This window comes from Mycobacterium sp. SMC-15 (genome assembly GCF_045310925.1).
Lineage (GTDB): Bacteria > Actinomycetota > Actinomycetes > Mycobacteriales > Mycobacteriaceae > Mycobacterium.
In genome coordinates, this window is the sequence record NZ_JBJIAJ010000001.1 from 458,187 (window position 1) to 473,508 (window position 15,322).

Here is a 15,322-nt window from a genome sequence, read left to right on the forward strand (position 1 = left end):
GTGCGAGTGAAGCACACGGTAACTACAGCCTCGGCACGCAAAGAACGCCCGCATAGACTGGCTAACCATGAGCCGAAGCCCACTACGCCGACTGTCCGACCAGATCACGCTGGCAACCATGCGTCCCCCGGTCGCTGCGCAGCTGATGCACCGGCCCGGCGCCAAGACCATCGACCTGACCGGCAAGCGAGTGCTGGTGACCGGGGCGTCCTCGGGCATCGGGGAAGCCGGCGCCGAACAGTTCGGGGCAGCGGGCGCCACGGTGATCGCGGTGGCCCGCCGCCAGGAAAACCTCGACGCACTGGTCCAGCGGATCACCGCCGCCGGCGGTACCGCTCACGCCATCGCGTGCGACCTGTCTGACCTGGCGGCGATCGACGCCCTGGTCAAGGACGTCGATGAGCGGTTCGGCGGGGTGGACATCCTGGTTAACAATGCCGGCCGCTCCATCCGCCGTCCGCTGGCCGAATCCCTGGATCGCTGGCACGACGTCGAGCGGACCATGCAGCTGAACTACTACTCGCCGCTGCGGCTGATCCGCGGGTTCGCCCCGGCGATGCGCGAGCGCGGCGACGGCCACATCATCAACGTCGCCACCTGGGGCGTGTTCACCGACTCCTCGCCGCTGTTCGGCGTCTACAACGGCTCCAAGTCCGCACTGAGCGCCGTCAGCCGGGTCATCGACAGCGAGTGGGCCCGCTACGGCGTGCAGTCCACCACGTTGTACTACCCGCTGGTGAAGACCCCGATGATCGCGCCCACCGCGGCGTTCCAGGGCAAGCCGGGGCTCACCGCGCAGGAGGCCGGCGCGTGGATGATCGACGCGGCCCGCTACCGCCCGATCCGCATCGCGCCGCGCCTCGCGCTGGCGTTTCGCGCGCTGGACAACCTCAACGCCGGTTGGGCCACCGCCATCGTCAAGCGGAACCGGATCGAGCCGGTCGAGGACTGATGGAGATCCTGTCCAGTCGGGTCTTGCTCCGTCCGGCCGACTATCAACGCTCATTGCGGTTCTACCGCGACGAGCTCGGGCTGGCGATCGCCCGCGACTACGGCGCCGGGATGGTGTTCTTCGCCGGCCAGTCGCTGATCGAACTCGCCGGGCACGGCAAACCCGAACACGCCGGCGCGAGCTTCCCGGGGGCGCTGTGGCTTCAGGTCCGCGACGTCGCCGCCACCCAGGCCGAACTGGAGAGCCGCGGGGTCCCCATCGCCCGGCCCGCGCGCCGCGAGCCGTGGGGGTTACGTGAGATGCATGTCACCGATCCCGACGGCCTGACCTTGATCTTCGTAGAGGTCCCTGAAGACCATCCGCTGCGCCGCGATACCCGCCAGGACAGCCCCCGCAAGCCCTGAGGTTAACGACGGGGAAACAGTTCGATACGTCTCGACATACACCGGCGTTTCGCGAGGTCGATCGTTAGACAACCGCCCCATCGAGGCCTCAGAATCAGTGCCGTGATGCTCTCGTGAGCCTTGATCTGTTCCTCCTAATCATCGTGGTGATCACGGCTTTGGCCTTCGACTTCACCAACGGATTCCACGACACCGGCAACGCGATGGCGACCTCGATCGCCAGCGGTGCGCTCAAGCCCAAGGCAGCGGTCACCATGTCGGCCTGCCTGAACCTACTCGGCGCCTTCCTGTCGACCGCGGTCGCCGCAACGATCGCCAAAGGCCTGGTGGACGCCCATCTGGTGACCCTCGAGATCGTCTTCGCCGGCCTGGTCGGCGGCATCGTGTGGAACCTGCTCACCTGGCTGCTCGGCATCCCGTCGAGCTCCTCGCACGCCCTGATCGGCGGCATCGTGGGAGCGATGATCGCCGCAGTCGGCGGGCACGGGGTGATCTGGCACGGGGTGGTCTCCAAGGTCCTGGTCCCGGCCGTGGTCGCCACGGTGATCGCCACGGTGATCGCCTCCGTGGGCACCTGGCTGGTCTACCGCATCACCCGCGGCGTCGACGAGCAGAAGTCCGAGAGGGTGTTCCGGCACGGCCAGATCGGGTCGGCCGCGCTGGTCTCGCTGGCACACGGGACCAACGACGCGCAGAAGACCATGGGCGTGATCTTCCTCGCGCTGATGTCCTACGGCGCGGTGAGCACGTCGGCCACGCTGCCGCCGCTGTGGGTGATCGTGAGCTGCGCGCTGGCCATGTCGGCGGGCACCTACACCGGCGGATGGCGCATCATCCGCACCCTGGGCAAGGGCCTCGTCGAGATCAAGCCGCCGCAGGGCATGGCCGCCGAGTCCTCCGCGGCCGCGGTCATCCTGCTCTCCAGCCACTTCGGTTACTCGCTGTCGACCACCCAGGTCGCCACCGGGTCGGTGCTGGGCAGCGGCGTCGGCAAGCCGGGCGCGCAGGTGCGCTGGAGTGTTGCCGGACGGATGGTGGCCGCCTGGCTGGTGACGCTGCCGATGGCCGGCGGAGTCGGCTCGGGCGCATACGGCCTGGTCCACGGTATCGGCGGCTACCCCGGCATCACCATCGGTGTGGCGCTGCTGATCATCACGGTCCTGGCGATCTGGCTGCGGTCGCGCCGGGCGCGCATCGACCACAACAACGTCAACGCCGAATGGGATGGCACCCTCACCGGGGGTCTCGACGCCCCCGGCGTGCAACCCGAAGAAGCGGGCCGCGAAGTCGAGAACGCCCTCCGATCGGCCTTCGAGACCGGCCATGACGGAGCCAAGTTGACTGTCGTCTCCACCGACGATCCCAATTCACGTGAGGTCATCCGGTCATGAGTCAGTGGTTCAACCTTGCAGCCACCCTGAAAATCCTGGTTTTCGGACTGCTGGTCGGCGGGTTATTGCCGGCACTGTTCGCGGTTGGGGTGCGGGTCAACGTGGCCGGTAACAGCGGCGTCCCCGCCGTCGCCGGCGGCACTGCGGGTGCGACCGGCGGACGCCGGCCGCTGCTGCTCGCACTCAGCTGGGCGATCTTCCTGCTAGTGCTGGCCGTGGCGGTCATCGGTGTGCTCTTCATCGCCCGCGACTTCTTGGGGCACCACCTGGGCTGGTACCTGCTCGGGGCCAAGCCCGCCTAACCCGGTTCGACAAGGCAGGCGTGCGGCTGCAAAAATCCGCACGGTGACCTTGGAGCTGTTCCTGTTGATCACGGTCGTGATCACCGCCCTGGCTTTCGACTTCACCAACGGCTTCCATGACACCGGCAACGCTGTCGCCACCGGGATCGCCAGCGGTGCGCTCAGGCCCAAGACCGCGGTGACGCTGTGCGCCACGCTCAACCTTGTCGGCGCGTTCATGTCGACCCAGGTGGCGGCCACGGTGGCCAAGGATCTGGTGGTCACCAACTTGGTGACGCTGGAAGTGATGTTCGCCGGTTTGGTCGGTGGCATCGTCTGGAACCTGTCGACCTGGCTGTTCGGTATCCCGTCGAGTTCTTCGCACGCCCTGATCGGTGGCGTGGTGGGGGCCATGCTGGCCGCGGCCGGCACGGCCGGGGTGCGTTGGCCCGGGGTGGTCTCGAAGGTGCTGGTGCCGACGGTGATCGCCGTGCTCGCCGCGACGCTGGTCGCCACCGTCGGAACCTGGCTGGTCTACCGGCTGACCCGGGGAGTCTCCCGGGAACGCAGTCTGCGCGACTTCCGGCGCGGTCAGGTGTTCTCGGCCGCCCTGATGTCACTGGCGCACGGCACCAACGATGCCCAGAAGACCATGGGTGTGATCTTCCTCGCGCTGATCTCCTACGGCGCTGCGTACAAGACCGATGTCACACCGCCGCTGTGGGTCATCGTGTCGTGCGCGGTCGCCATGGCCGCCGGCACCTATTTCGGCGGATGGCGAGTCATCCGCACCCTGGGCAAGGGTCTCGTCGAGATCGAATCCCCCCAGGGCATGGCCGCCGAATCATCCTCGGCGGCCATCATTTTGCTGTCCAGTCACTTCGGCTACTCACTGTCCACCACCCAGGTGGTGACCGGATCGGTGTTGGGTTCGGGCCTGGGCAAGCCCGGGGCCAACGTGCGCTGGGGCGTCGCCCGCCGGATGGCGACCGCCTGGGTGATCACCCTGCCGCTGGCCGGTGCCATCGGTGCATGCACCTACCACCTGATCCACCGTATCGGCGGCTACCCCGGCACCATCACCGGACTGGTGCTGCTGGTGGGTGTCTCGGCGCTCATCTGGCTGCAGTCGCGCAAAGTCCCGGTCGATCACACCAATGTCACCGCCGATTGGGGTGCACATATGACCGATGGCCTCGAAGTGATTGCACCGCAACCTGATACCCCTGGTTCAACTGGCGAGAACCGCACGGAGGGGGTCGGTGGGTGAACACCTTGAGCACCTGGTTCGACTACGTGGCCACCGCCAAGATCCTGATCTTCGGCCTGCTGGTCGGCACCGCGCTGCCGGCATTGTTCGCCATCGGGGTGCGCCTGGGCGAATCGGCCGACGGACCGACTGAGCACCGCCGGGAATTGACCCTGCTGCGGTGGATCGTCTTCGCGCTGTTGCTCGCCGCGGTATTGGCCGGCGTGCTGTTCATAGCCCGTGACTTCATCGAGCACCGCATCGGCTGGCAGTGGGATGACTGGGGCAACTGGGACGAGGTGTTTGGCCTTGATTAGACGTAACATTGCAGCTGACATGTTCCTTCCGGTGTCGGCGCGGGGAAGTTGACGCAGCATGAACAAATTTCTCACCTCGATCGTCGCCTGGCTGCGCGCCGGGTACCCCGATGGTGTGCCGCAGAACGACTACGTTCCGCTGTTGGCTCTGTTGTCACGACGCCTGACCAACGACGAGGTCAAAGATGTCGCCCGTGAATTGATCGGCCGCGGCGAGTTCGACCGCATCGACATCGGGGTGTTGATCGCCCGTTTGACCAACGAACTGCCCGCTCCAGACGACATCGAACGGGTGCGACAGCGGTTGGCAGCAAAGGGCTGGCTGCTGGATGACGCTGCGCCCAACGACGCCCCCACCAACGGAGGAAACCCATAGCACGCCTTCGTGCACTGGCCATCCCACCCGGTGATGCCGTCGCGACGCTCCTGCCCGCGTTGCGGGGTGTTTTGGACGGTCACGACCCCGCGTTCACTCCGGTAGGCCCGGACACCGATCCGTCGGCCCTGACCGCACTGCGAGTAGACGATCCCATCGGCGATGACGTCGCACTGGTGGTGGCGACATCGGGAACCACCGGGGCGCCCAAAGGGGCGCTGTTGACCGGCGCGGCGCTGGCAGCCAGCGCTGCCGCCACCCACCACCGGTTGGGTGGCCCGGGCCGCTGGCTACTGGCGTTGCCCGCACACCACATCGCCGGAATCCAAGTGCTGGTGCGAAGTTTGGCCGCCGGCACCGCCCCGGTACAGCTCGATGTCACCGAGGGATTCGATGTCGCGCAGCTTCCCGCCGCGGTGGCGGCGCTCGGCTCCGGGCGGCGTTACACCTCGCTGGTCGCCACCCAGTTGGCCAAGGCACTGGCGGCTCCCGCGGCCGCGGCCGCCCTGGCCGAGCTGGACGCGGTGCTGTTGGGCGGAGGTCCGGCGCCGCAACCGATCCTGGACACGGCGGTCGCCGCCGGGGTGCGGGTGGTGCGCACCTACGGCATGAGTGAGACCGCCGGCGGTTGCGTCTATGACGGGGTGCCGTTGTCGGGCGTCCGGCTACGTATCGGCGACGACGGACGGATCGCCATCGGTGGCCCGACCCTGGCGCAGGGCTATCGCAATCCCGTCGAACCGGACCCGTTCGCCGAGCCGGGCTGGTTTACCACCAATGACATTGGCGCCCTTGACTCCTCGGGACGTTTGACGGTGCTCGGCCGCGCCGACGACGCGATCAGTACCGGCGGCTTGACGGTGCTTCCGGGACCAGTCGAGGCGGTGTTATCGACCCATCCCGCGGTGACCGACTGCGCGGTCTTCGGGATCGCCGACGACCGGCTGGGGCAACGCGTCGTTGCAGCGATCGTGGTGGCCGGCGCGACGCCACCGACGCTCGAAGCGTTGCGCGCCCACGTCGCGGAATCTCTGGACACCACGGCAGCCCCCCGCGAATTGCATATCGTGGCCGCGCTCCCCCGACACGGAATCGGCAAGTTGGACCGAAAGGCACTGGCACAAAGGTTTTCTGCCGACGGAATTGCGTCGAATTAGACCGCTGGTCTAATTTATAGACCAGCGGTCTAATGGACTGGCAGCCGCCTTGCTGGCGCTGCCGGCGAAAGGGGTCGCAATGACGCACACACCGACTAAGTCCGCGCAGCGCACGCGCTCCTTCGCGCGCGTCCTGGGGCCGTTCATCACCGTGGTTCCCGCCATCGTCGCGATCAGGGCCGGCAGTATCGGAGACCTGCTGTCGAGTTTCTCGACCGACCCGATGTGGCCGTGGGTGCTGGGCGCACTGCTGTTCGGCGGCGGGCTGTTCATCGTTGCGTTTCACCAATATTGGCGCAGCGTGGCCGCGGTGATCATTTCGCTGTTCGGTTGGTTCCTGCTGCTGCGCGGATTCGTCCTGCTTGCCGCACCGCAGTTGATCATCCACGGAGCCGAATCCGCTACCGAGACATCGAGCGGAGCAATCGATGTGGTGCGGGCCGGGTTCGGACTGCTTGCCCTGTGCGGCGCATACCTGACCTACGTGGGATGGCTGAAGAAATCCGACTGATTCAATACCGTCATGCGCCGTGTCGTGAAACCCAGGGATATCCGGCGGGCCGAGCTGCTCGATCAGGCGCTGGTGCTCTTTCTCGAACGTGGCTATGACAACGTCAGCCTCAACGAACTCCTGGCCGTGACAGGCATTCCCAAAGGCGCGTTCTACCACTACTTTCCGTCCAAAGATGCGCTGGTCATCGCGCTGGCGCAGCGCAGCGCCGACGCGGTGTTGGAAACGTTGCGTCCGGTCTTCGACCGGCCGGGCACGAGCGCCCTGGAGCGCCTCAATCGCGGGCTGGTGGCCAGTTACGACGTCAAGATGGCGATGGGGTCTGCCGAACAGATCGCGGCGATGACGGCACTGTTTGCGCCGCACAACCGCGGCCTGTTCGCCAAGATCGTGGACACCTGGGAGGACCTGTTTCGACCGGTACTGACCGAGCTCATCAGTGACGGGGTCCACGAAGGGGTGTTCAACACCTTCGATCCCGAAGGTGTTGGCGACATGATTCAAGGTTTCGCGGCCAGCTTGCGCAGGAACGTCATGCAGGTGCTCGATGCGCCTGACGCGAAGGCGCGCCGTCAGGCCATCGATGACTGCATGAAGCGGATCAAACTGCACGGCATCGCAACGGACCGGATCCTCGGATTACCTGACGGGTCAACGATTGTGCTGGACCGCAAACAGGTAGAGGCGATGGTCAAGCGCATCACGCTGTGACGTAGCGAGTGCCGCGGGATCAGTCGCCTCCACCGGACCCGCCACCCGATCCACCGCCGGAACCACCACCGGAACCGCCGCCAGAACCGCCGCCGCTCGAACCGCCACTCGACCCACCGCTCGAGCCGCCACTCGAGCCGCCACCGCTTGAACCACCACTCGACCCGCCACTCGAGCCGCTTCCGGAACCACCCCCGGAGTCACCACTGGAACCCGAGGAGCTGGACCCGCCACCGGAACCGCCGGCGCTGCTACCGGAACCGGAGGAAGCGCCGCCGGAGCCGCCGCTCCCCGAACCTCCGGAATCACCACCGGCACTGCTGCCAGCTCCGCCCGAGCTGCCGTTGCTCGACCCCGAACCGCCCGAGCCGACACCGCCAGATCCACCCGCCTCGCTGCCGGAGCCCCCCGAACTGGGTCCGCCCGAGTCACCGCCCGCTCCGGTACCGCCCGAACCGCTCTCACCAGAGCCGCCAGGGGTTCCACCGGACCCACCCGGATGGCCACCCGAGCCGCTCTCGCCGGAATCACCCGAACCACTACCCGATCCGCCCGGGTTACTGCCGGATCCGCCAGCGCTGCCGTCACCCGCACCGGTACCGCCGGAATGGCCACCACCCGAGTCGCTGCCACCGGAATGCCCACCACCCGAGTCGCTGCCGCCGGAATGGCCGCCGCTGGAATCGTTATCGCCGGAACCGGTGCCACCCGAATCAGTACCGCCCGAACCCGTGCCGCCAGAACCATTGCCGCCTGCGCCGCCAGCTCCAGTGCCGCCGGAACCATTGCCGCCTGCGCCGCCGGTGCCAGTGCCGCCCGAACCGGCATCGCCGCCAGTATGGCCACCCCCGCCGTGATCACGGCCGGACCCGCTGCCGCCGCTGCCACTGCCACCCGACCCGGGCAGCCAACCGCCGCCGCCGCCAACGGGCCCGGTGATGATCGGGATCGGAATCGGGAACGGAATCACCGCGGGCGGCGCGGGTGCGGGCGCTGCCGGAGGCGCCGGAAGAACCGGCGCCGGAGCAACGATAGCCGGTGCCGGGTTCGCCGGGGCTACAACAGGATTAGGCGCCGGTGCCGGCAGAGCGGGTATCCGCGCCGGCTTCGGGGCAGGCAGTACCGGCATGAAATTGCCGGGCACCGGCTGGGCCTGCGGCGGCTGCGCCACCACCGGAGGCTGCGCCGGCGTGGATGCGGCCGTCGGGCGAATGCCGATGGTCACGGCCACGGCCAACGCCGCGCACCCAGCCACCAGAATCCCACCGACCGAGCTGCCCACCAGAAGTGCACGCCCCACCGGCGGGGGTGGGGACGCCGGCTCCTCGTCTCCGGCGTCGTCTTCGCCGTATTCGGCGCCGTAAGCGTCGTAGCCCTCGTAGCTTTCGTAGTCGCCCTCGGCGTACTCCACCGGCAGCAGCTCGGAGTCATCGTCAGTCATCGAGTACGCGAGCTGCTGTTCCGACTCTCCGTCGTCAACCGCCGGGGCCAGCACCGTGGACGTTCCGTCCGGGACACCGGACTCCGTCAGCACGGGCGCAGCCATCGTCGCGTCGGCCGCCGGAGCCGGCAGCCACGTCGTCTCGCCGTCCTCGCCCGAGGCGTTGCGCGCCAAAGCCACTGCCGAGCGCGCCTGGGGCTGCTCGGAGACGTTCTCGACTCCCGCGTCCTCCAGGGCGCGGCGAACCTCCGCCATCAAGTCCGAGTCCGACCAGCACAGGCGGGTAGCAGCCAGCCGGTGGCCCTCTTCGGCCAACATGCGGTGGGTTCCGGTCACGGTCTCGATCAGCGTTTCGGCCGGATTGCTCGTCAGATCGAGCATCGACTCGTCGAGCACAGCATCGCCGTAGGCGTCCGATTCGACGAGCGCCAAGCGGGCGAGCGCGCCGGTAACCGACACTCCGAGCGCGACATCCATTGCGCGTCTCCTTCCGCGGCCACTCGCTTAGCCAGTCTAGCCGCGCGGATCGACCATCGAGCGGATCGATCTTCGCAGTTCAATGGCGTATGCCCCTGCCGCGGTTATGGTGAGCAGGTGATCGCCGAGTCGACCAGGAGCTGGAATATCGGCCGCGATGCGACCGCTGCGGCACTGCTGCTCGCGGCGCCGGCGTTGCCGTGGAGCCTGTACTTCGGTGCCGGCATTCCGGCCGGCAAGCCCGGACTGTTCGCCGCGCTGGCGGTGGCCACCGTGCTCGCGCTGGCAGCGATCGCCGCGACCTACATCGGGCCCTGGGGAATCCTGCGCGTACCCAACAATCCCGCCGTCGCGGGAAGGCTGCGGCTGCTGTTCAGCGCGCCGTATCTGGTGTTGCTACTCGGTGTGGTGGCCGCCGACGTGGTGCAGACCGTCCGCTACGGCGGAAGCCCGCGGCCACCCGGCGGGGTCGGGCCGGGTGCCCTGCTGGGCGCTGCAGGGGCATTGCTCGCCGCGCAGCCGGTGCTCGCCGGGCCGGTGCGCCTGTGGCGGCGCACGGTCCGGGTCCTCGGCTACGCATCGATCGCCGGCGCCACGTTGAGCGTGCTGTTCAACCTGTATTGGCGGGTGCGCTACGCCCTGCCGGACGCCCATTCCACGAGCGGCTTCGGTCGACAGCAAGTCGCGATCATTGCGACCGCCGTGGTGTACGGGGCGGTGGCGTGGGTCACGGTACTCGTCGCGTCGAAGTGGGTCCTGCAGCGCGACAAGGCGTCCCAGCTCGGCGTTGTGCTGCTCGGCGGGGCCACTCTGATCGCCGGGACCCTGGTGTGGGTGCTGCCGGTGGGCCGCGACATCGATGGCTTTCACGGGATCGCGCAGAACACCTCCACGGCCGGTGTCGGCTTCGAGGGCTACCTCGTATGGGTGGCCGCCGGGGCGCTGTTCGCGGTGGCAGCAGCGCGCGGCGCGGCGGCGGCGACGTGGCTGGGGGCAACCCGGAACACGTTGTTGCTCATCGCGATCTGGAGTCTTGGGTCCGCGCTCATGCGCATCGTCGATCTCAGCGTCGCGGTCGGGCTGGAACTGCCGTATTCGCCGTACGACAGCGCCGCGATGGCTTCCTTCGACGTGGTGACCGTGGTCATCGCGATCTGGCTGCGGCTCAACCTGGGCAATCGGTCGGTGCCGGCAGCGGCCGTCTGGTCGGTGAGCGCCGTCCTGTTCGGTTTCACGATCGCTCGCGTCGTGGTGGGTGTCGGTCTGGCTCCGCGGGTCGCGGAAGCCCAACGCGCCAGCGCATGGGCGAACCCGGTGTACGGCAACGGACTCGCGCAGCAGATCACCAGTACGTTCGACGTGGTGCTGTGCGGCCTGGCGCTGTGCGGCCTGGTGGTGGCCATCGTCGTCGGACGCTTGACGGTGCCCGCAGACGACCGCCCCAAGCCCGGCGAGCCCGGTACACCCCGGATCTTCCGGTCCGCGGACTCGCCGAGCACCGCACCCGCGGGTGGACCGAAGATCTATCGCGGAAGCGACGACTCAGCCGAAGGCGGCGAAGCGCGTTTATCGGGAGCTGACGGCGGGTAGCCGAAACTGCGTTTCAGCTCTTAAGCCCGGGCAGGGTGGACGATACGAATGAAGGTCACTATGTACATCACTGCAGCGGTCGCAACGCAGGCACGGCGCATCACCCGGTACCTGGGTGCGGCGATGGTGGTGGGCGGTGCCGCACTGGCGGCCCCCGTCGTCCCGTCCGTCGCGGCACAACCTTGCCCCGACGTCGAGGTGGTGTTCGCCCGCGGCACCGGCGAGCCTCCCGGCGTCGGTGGCATCGGTCAATCCTTCGTCGATGCCCTACACGCCAAGGTGGGTGAACGCTCCTTCGAGGTGTATCCGGTCAACTACGCCGCCAGCAACGATTTCGGCGGCGGGATCGACTTCGCCCGCACCGTCGTCGACGGTATCCGCGACGCCGGCAGCCACATCGAGAACACCGCCGCGAACTGCCCCAGAACTCGAATCGTGCTGGGCGGCTTCTCACAAGGCGCGGCGTTGGCCGGCTACACCACCTCGGCCGAGATCCCCAAGGAAGTCCCCGCCGACTATCTCGCCTACATCCCCCACCCGATGCCGCCTTCGGTGGCCGACCACGTTGCCGCGGTCGTCTTGTTCGGCACGCCCTCGGCGGAGTTCCTCCAGCCGAACGGCGCGCCACCGGTGCGGATCGGTCCGCAGTACGCCTCCAAGGCCCTGGAGCTGTGCGCCGACGGCGACACCATCTGCAACGGCGCACCCGCCGGCGGGCCGCCTTTTGCACACGCGTCGTACGGCGTCAACGGCATGACCGAACAGGGCGCCGAATACGCGGCCGCCCACCTCTGAGTGCGCAGCGTTGATTCAGGGCAGCTCGAACGGCAACTGAATGCCTTCGTGTGGCAAGCAGTGCGTACAGGTCCGCTCTTCGTCGATCTGCTCGATCGCTTCGTGCACCAGCTTTTTGAACGGCTCGATGTTCTTCTGGAACTCCGCGAACACGTCGACGGCCTTCACGCCACCGCCCACGTAGATACCGGCATCTAAATCGGTGACCAGAGCTACTGCGGCATAACACATTTCCAGCTCACGAGCCAGCACCGATTCGGGATATCCGGTCATGTTGATCAGCCGGAACCCCGCCGTGGCGAACCATTGGCTTTCGGCGCGGGTGGAGAATCGCGGCCCCTGGATCACCACCATGGTTCCGCCGTCGACGACGTCGGGCCGGCCGCTCACCGCGGTCCGCAGCGTCGGGCAGTACGGGTCGGCGAACTCGACGTGCACACCGCCGTCATCGAAGTAGGTGTCGGCGCGACCCCGAGTGCGGTCGACGAGTTGATCGGGCACCACCACCGAGCCGGGGGGCAGCTCCGGAGTCAGGCTGCCGACCGCACACGGCGCGAGGATCCGTCGCACGCCCAGCGTCCGCAGCGCCCACATGTTGGCCCGATAGGGCACCGTGTGGGCCGAGTACTCGTGCGCGGCCCCGTGCCGCGGCAAAAACGCCACTTCGTGGCCGCCGACAGCCCCGATGGTGATCTCCGCGCTGGGCGCCCCGTAGGGCGTTTCGCAACGGACGCGGCGCGCATCGTCACCGAAGAACGAATAGAAACCGCTACCGCCGATCACGCCCAGCAACCTCTGCTCCTCCCGCATGCAAGGATCGTGCGGTGGCCAGCTTCGCACAGTGGATAGAGGGGGCTCGTCCCCGCACCCTGCCCAACGCGATCGCTCCGGTGATCGCCGGAACCGGCGCGGCCGCATGGCTGGACGCCGCGGTCTGGTGGAAGGCGCTGCTGGCGCTGACCGTCGCGGTGGCGCTGATCATCGGGGTGAATTACGCCAACGACTACTCCGACGGCATCCGCGGCACCGACGACGACCGGACCGGCCCGGTGCGCCTGGTGGGCGCCCGGTTGGCGAGCCCGCGCGCGGTGCTGACGGCAGCGATCGCCGCGCTGTCGGTCGGAGCCCTGGCCGGTTTGGCTCTGGCCCTGGTCAGCGCACCGTGGCTGCTGATCGTGGGGGCGGCCTGCATCGCCGGGGCCTGGCTCTACACCGGCGGGTCACGCCCGTACGGCTACGCAGGCTTCGGCGAGATCGCGGTGTTCGTGTTCTTCGGCCTGGTCGCGGTGCTGGGCACCCAGTACACCCAGGCCCTGCGGGTGGACTGGGTCGGCGGCGCACTGGCGGTGGGCGTCGGCGCCCTGTCGTCGGCGGTGCTGGTGGCCAACAATCTGCGCGACATCGCCACCGACAAACCGGCCGGCAAGATCACCCTGGCGGTACGCCTCGGCGACGCCCGCACCCGGGTGCTGTTTCAGCTGCTGGTGGCGCTGGCCGGGGTGCTGACGCTGGCCCTGATGCGGGCCACCCCGTGGTGTGCGGTGGGGTTTATCGCCACGCCACTGGCGTTGCGGGCCGCGGCCCCGGTGCGCTCCGGGCTCGGCGGCGCCGCATTGATTCCGGTGCTGCGCGACACCGGACTGACCATGCTGGTGTGGGCGATCGCGGAGGCGACGGCGCTATCGCTGCACTGACTCTGCGCTCAGGGCGCGGGTTACTCGCACTTTCTCGCCATCAGCGCAGAGTCAACGGGGTGGTTACTCCCCGCGGAGTCGGGCCTGAAGTTTCTCGCGTTCAAGGCGCCGACGCTCGCCGGCCACGGTCAGGCTGTCGGTCGCGCGCTTACGCAGCGGCGTGAAGAGCCACATCCCCAACGGCAGCGCGACGATCAGCGCCAGCATCGCAGCGATGATCGGCGGGAAATCGCTGAGCCCGAGCAGCCGGCCCAGCCCGTAGATCACCGCCGTCAGCACAGCCACCAGCGCCAGCCGCGCCGCCGTGTACATCGCCACATCGAGTACCGCTCGGCCCATCGGGGCCCGACCTGTCGCCACGGTCATCAAGCCTACTGGCGGGCCGGACCGGCGAGAACGACGCTAACGGTATATTCGGCGCCAGGAGGTGTCGCGAGTGCTCTACCTGCTCCTCGTCCTGACTCTGGGAACGCTGCTGTACCTCAGCCTGCGTACCATTCGTGCTCGGCCGAAGACCCGCGTGATCGGACCGGACGACGACCCAGAGTTCCTCTGGCGGATCAGTCACGGCGACAACCAGCCCTAGGGCTGCCGAACCCCGATCTACACGAAGTGCTGGTTGAACCGGTCGTCGCCGGGGAATGCCTCGGCAACCACCGCAGCCAGCTCGACGAGCGCCTCGCGGGTCTCTCGCTTCAGCCGCATCAGATCGATCTCCGCGCCTTCTTCCAGGTGCGGGTCGAACGGCACCAACCGCACCGCGCGGCAGCGCCGCGAGAAGTGGTCGACCACCTTCTGCATGTCGACCTTGCCTGAGCGGGGCCGCACCGCGTTGATCACCGCGATCGAATTGCGCACCAGGTCCTCGTGACCGTGCGCGTCGAGCCAGTCCAGCGTCGCCGAGGCGCTGCGGGCGCCATCAACTGAGCCCGAACTCACCACGATCATGGTGTCGGCCTTGGCGAGCACCGCCGACATGGCCGAATGCATCAGACCGGTGCCGCAGTCGGTGAGGACCAAGCTGTAGAACCGCTCCAACACCTGCAGCGTGCTGGCGTAGTCCTCGGCGCTGAAGGCTTCCGAGACCGCCGGGTCGCTGTCGGAGGCGAGGACCTCCAGGCGGCTGGGGCCCTGGTTGGTATAGCTGCGGACATCGCTGTAGCGCTGGATGCCGTCGGCGTCGCGCAGCAGGTGACGCACGGTCGCCGGCGTCTCCATCGGCACCTTCTGGTTCAGCGTGCCGCGGTCGGGGTTGGCGTCCACGGCCACCACGCGGTCACCGCGGATGGAGGCGAATGTGGCCCCCAGCGTCGCGGTGGTGGTGGTCTTGCCGACACCGCCCTTCAGGGACAGCACCGCGATGCGGTGGCAGCCCTGCAGGGGCCGGTTCACCTGCACCACCAAGTCGTTGAAACGGATGGTGCGCGGGCTCTCGCCGACATTGATCAGCTGGCCGGACAGCACATAGAGCAGCCGGCGCCAGCCCGACGTCGGCGGCGGCTTGACCTGCCGCAACAACGAGGTGGTGGACAGATCTGAGAACGGGGCGATGGGCTCGGAGGCACGGTACGGGGCCTGCCCGGCACCGCCGGCGCTGCCGCCGAAGTAGACCGGAGCGGGGTTCTCCATCGGCTGCGGAACCCAGGTGGTCGACGCGCCCCCGTTCCAGGGCTGTTGCTGCGACGAGGTCTCCGCGGGCGCCGACGGCCACGGGTCGACCGGTTCGGAGAACCGGCGCTCGGTGCGGAAACCGCCGAAAGAGCGGGTCTCGTCTCCCTCCGGCCGCTGGTTGAACGACCCGCTGGCCCCGGGCTCAGAAGCGTCCGCGGAGCCGTCAGCCGCCTCACTGACGTGCTGAAGGGGCCGGAACTGGGTGGTCGGATGATCCGTCACGTCATGGCTCGCAGTGACATCACCGGGTGCATGGTCGGACACTTGTATCTCCCCTGTCACACTGGTTAGGACGTCAATGGACG

Annotated in this window: 18 protein-coding genes; 14 read left to right on the plus strand and 4 right to left on the minus strand. The window is 68.1% G+C overall.

What is annotated here, in order from left to right; genetic code table 11:
- Nucleotides 1-67 precede the first annotated feature (67 nt).
- From ACJH71_RS02215 to ACJH71_RS02260, 10 genes are all read left to right on the plus strand, one after another.
- Nucleotides 68-952: an SDR family oxidoreductase gene (locus ACJH71_RS02215; protein WP_406756388.1), complete on the plus strand. Its 885-nt coding sequence runs from the start codon at nt 68-70 to the stop codon at nt 950-952.
- Nucleotides 952-1,356 (plus strand): VOC family protein, encoded by a 405-nt coding sequence (locus ACJH71_RS02220; protein WP_406756389.1) that lies wholly within the window; start codon nt 952-954, stop codon nt 1,354-1,356. The genes ACJH71_RS02215 and ACJH71_RS02220 overlap by 1 nt, the downstream gene beginning before the upstream one ends.
- Nucleotides 1,357-1,469: 113 nt before the next feature.
- Nucleotides 1,470-2,747, plus strand: a complete 1,278-nt coding sequence (locus tag ACJH71_RS02225; RefSeq protein WP_406756390.1) for an anion permease — start codon at nt 1,470-1,472, stop codon at nt 2,745-2,747.
- Nucleotides 2,744-3,049 (plus strand): hypothetical protein, encoded by a 306-nt coding sequence (locus ACJH71_RS02230; RefSeq protein WP_406756391.1) that lies wholly within the window; start codon nt 2,744-2,746, stop codon nt 3,047-3,049. Before ACJH71_RS02225 ends, ACJH71_RS02230 begins: the two co-directional genes overlap by 4 nt.
- Before the next feature lie 43 nt (nt 3,050-3,092).
- Nucleotides 3,093-4,298, plus strand: coding sequence for an anion permease (locus ACJH71_RS02235; protein ID WP_406756392.1), 1,206 nt, complete (start codon nt 3,093-3,095; stop codon nt 4,296-4,298).
- 5 nt (nt 4,299-4,303) lie between these two features.
- Nucleotides 4,304-4,594 carry a hypothetical protein gene (locus tag ACJH71_RS02240; protein ID WP_406756575.1) on the plus strand — a complete coding sequence of 97 codons (291 nt, stop codon included), beginning with the start codon at nt 4,304-4,306 and terminating at the stop codon, nt 4,592-4,594.
- A 58-nt stretch (nt 4,595-4,652) separates the two neighbouring features.
- Complete coding sequence (locus tag ACJH71_RS02245) at nt 4,653-4,970, plus strand: DUF3349 domain-containing protein (protein WP_406756393.1); 318 nt, start codon at nt 4,653-4,655, stop codon at nt 4,968-4,970.
- 50 nt (nt 4,971-5,020) lie between these two features.
- Nucleotides 5,021-6,127: an o-succinylbenzoate--CoA ligase gene (gene menE / locus ACJH71_RS02250; RefSeq protein ID WP_406756576.1), complete on the plus strand. Its 1,107-nt coding sequence runs from the start codon at nt 5,021-5,023 to the stop codon at nt 6,125-6,127.
- Between the two features lie 79 nt (nt 6,128-6,206).
- Nucleotides 6,207-6,638 (plus strand): hypothetical protein, encoded by a 432-nt coding sequence (locus ACJH71_RS02255; protein WP_406756394.1) that lies wholly within the window; start codon nt 6,207-6,209, stop codon nt 6,636-6,638.
- A 12-nt stretch (nt 6,639-6,650) separates the two neighbouring features.
- Nucleotides 6,651-7,349 (plus strand): TetR/AcrR family transcriptional regulator, encoded by a 699-nt coding sequence (locus tag ACJH71_RS02260; protein WP_406756395.1) that lies wholly within the window; start codon nt 6,651-6,653, stop codon nt 7,347-7,349.
- Between the two features lie 19 nt (nt 7,350-7,368).
- On the opposite strand, the gene ACJH71_RS02265 is transcribed toward ACJH71_RS02260, so the two are convergent.
- Nucleotides 7,369-9,267 carry a hypothetical protein gene (locus tag ACJH71_RS02265; RefSeq protein ID WP_406756396.1) on the minus strand — a complete coding sequence of 633 codons (1,899 nt, stop codon included), beginning with the start codon at nt 9,265-9,267 and terminating at the stop codon, nt 7,369-7,371.
- 117 nt (nt 9,268-9,384) lie between these two features.
- Here ACJH71_RS02265 and ACJH71_RS02270 point away from each other — a divergent pair, with 117 nt between their 5' ends.
- Both ACJH71_RS02270 and ACJH71_RS02275 read left to right on the plus strand, forming a co-directional pair.
- A complete protein-coding gene (locus tag ACJH71_RS02270; protein WP_406756397.1) occupies nt 9,385-10,857 on the plus strand; it encodes a hypothetical protein in 1,473 nt (490 codons plus the stop codon).
- Between the two features lie 60 nt (nt 10,858-10,917).
- Nucleotides 10,918-11,652, plus strand: a complete 735-nt coding sequence (locus ACJH71_RS02275) for a cutinase family protein (RefSeq protein ID WP_406756398.1) — start codon at nt 10,918-10,920, stop codon at nt 11,650-11,652.
- A 15-nt stretch (nt 11,653-11,667) separates the two neighbouring features.
- On the opposite strand, the gene ACJH71_RS02280 is transcribed toward ACJH71_RS02275, so the two are convergent.
- Nucleotides 11,668-12,462 (minus strand): S-methyl-5'-thioadenosine phosphorylase, encoded by a 795-nt coding sequence (locus tag ACJH71_RS02280; RefSeq protein ID WP_406756399.1) that lies wholly within the window; start codon nt 12,460-12,462, stop codon nt 11,668-11,670.
- Nucleotides 12,463-12,476: 14 nt separating this feature from the next.
- Here ACJH71_RS02280 and ACJH71_RS02285 point away from each other — a divergent pair, with 14 nt between their 5' ends.
- Nucleotides 12,477-13,346 carry a 1,4-dihydroxy-2-naphthoate polyprenyltransferase gene (locus tag ACJH71_RS02285; RefSeq protein ID WP_406756400.1) on the plus strand — a complete coding sequence of 290 codons (870 nt, stop codon included), beginning with the start codon at nt 12,477-12,479 and terminating at the stop codon, nt 13,344-13,346.
- A 63-nt stretch (nt 13,347-13,409) separates the two neighbouring features.
- Here ACJH71_RS02285 and ACJH71_RS02290 read toward each other — a convergent pair whose 3' ends face one another.
- Nucleotides 13,410-13,712 (minus strand): DUF4229 domain-containing protein, encoded by a 303-nt coding sequence (locus ACJH71_RS02290; protein ID WP_406756401.1) that lies wholly within the window; start codon nt 13,710-13,712, stop codon nt 13,410-13,412.
- A gap of 70 nt (nt 13,713-13,782) precedes the next feature.
- Between ACJH71_RS02290 and ACJH71_RS02295 the strand changes: the two genes are divergently transcribed.
- Complete coding sequence (locus ACJH71_RS02295; RefSeq protein WP_406756402.1) at nt 13,783-13,932, plus strand: hypothetical protein; 150 nt, start codon at nt 13,783-13,785, stop codon at nt 13,930-13,932.
- 17 nt (nt 13,933-13,949) lie between these two features.
- Here ACJH71_RS02295 and ACJH71_RS02300 read toward each other — a convergent pair whose 3' ends face one another.
- Complete coding sequence (locus tag ACJH71_RS02300; RefSeq protein ID WP_406756577.1) at nt 13,950-15,287, minus strand: MinD/ParA family protein; 1,338 nt, start codon at nt 15,285-15,287, stop codon at nt 13,950-13,952.
- Between the last annotated feature and the right edge of the window lie 35 nt (nt 15,288-15,322).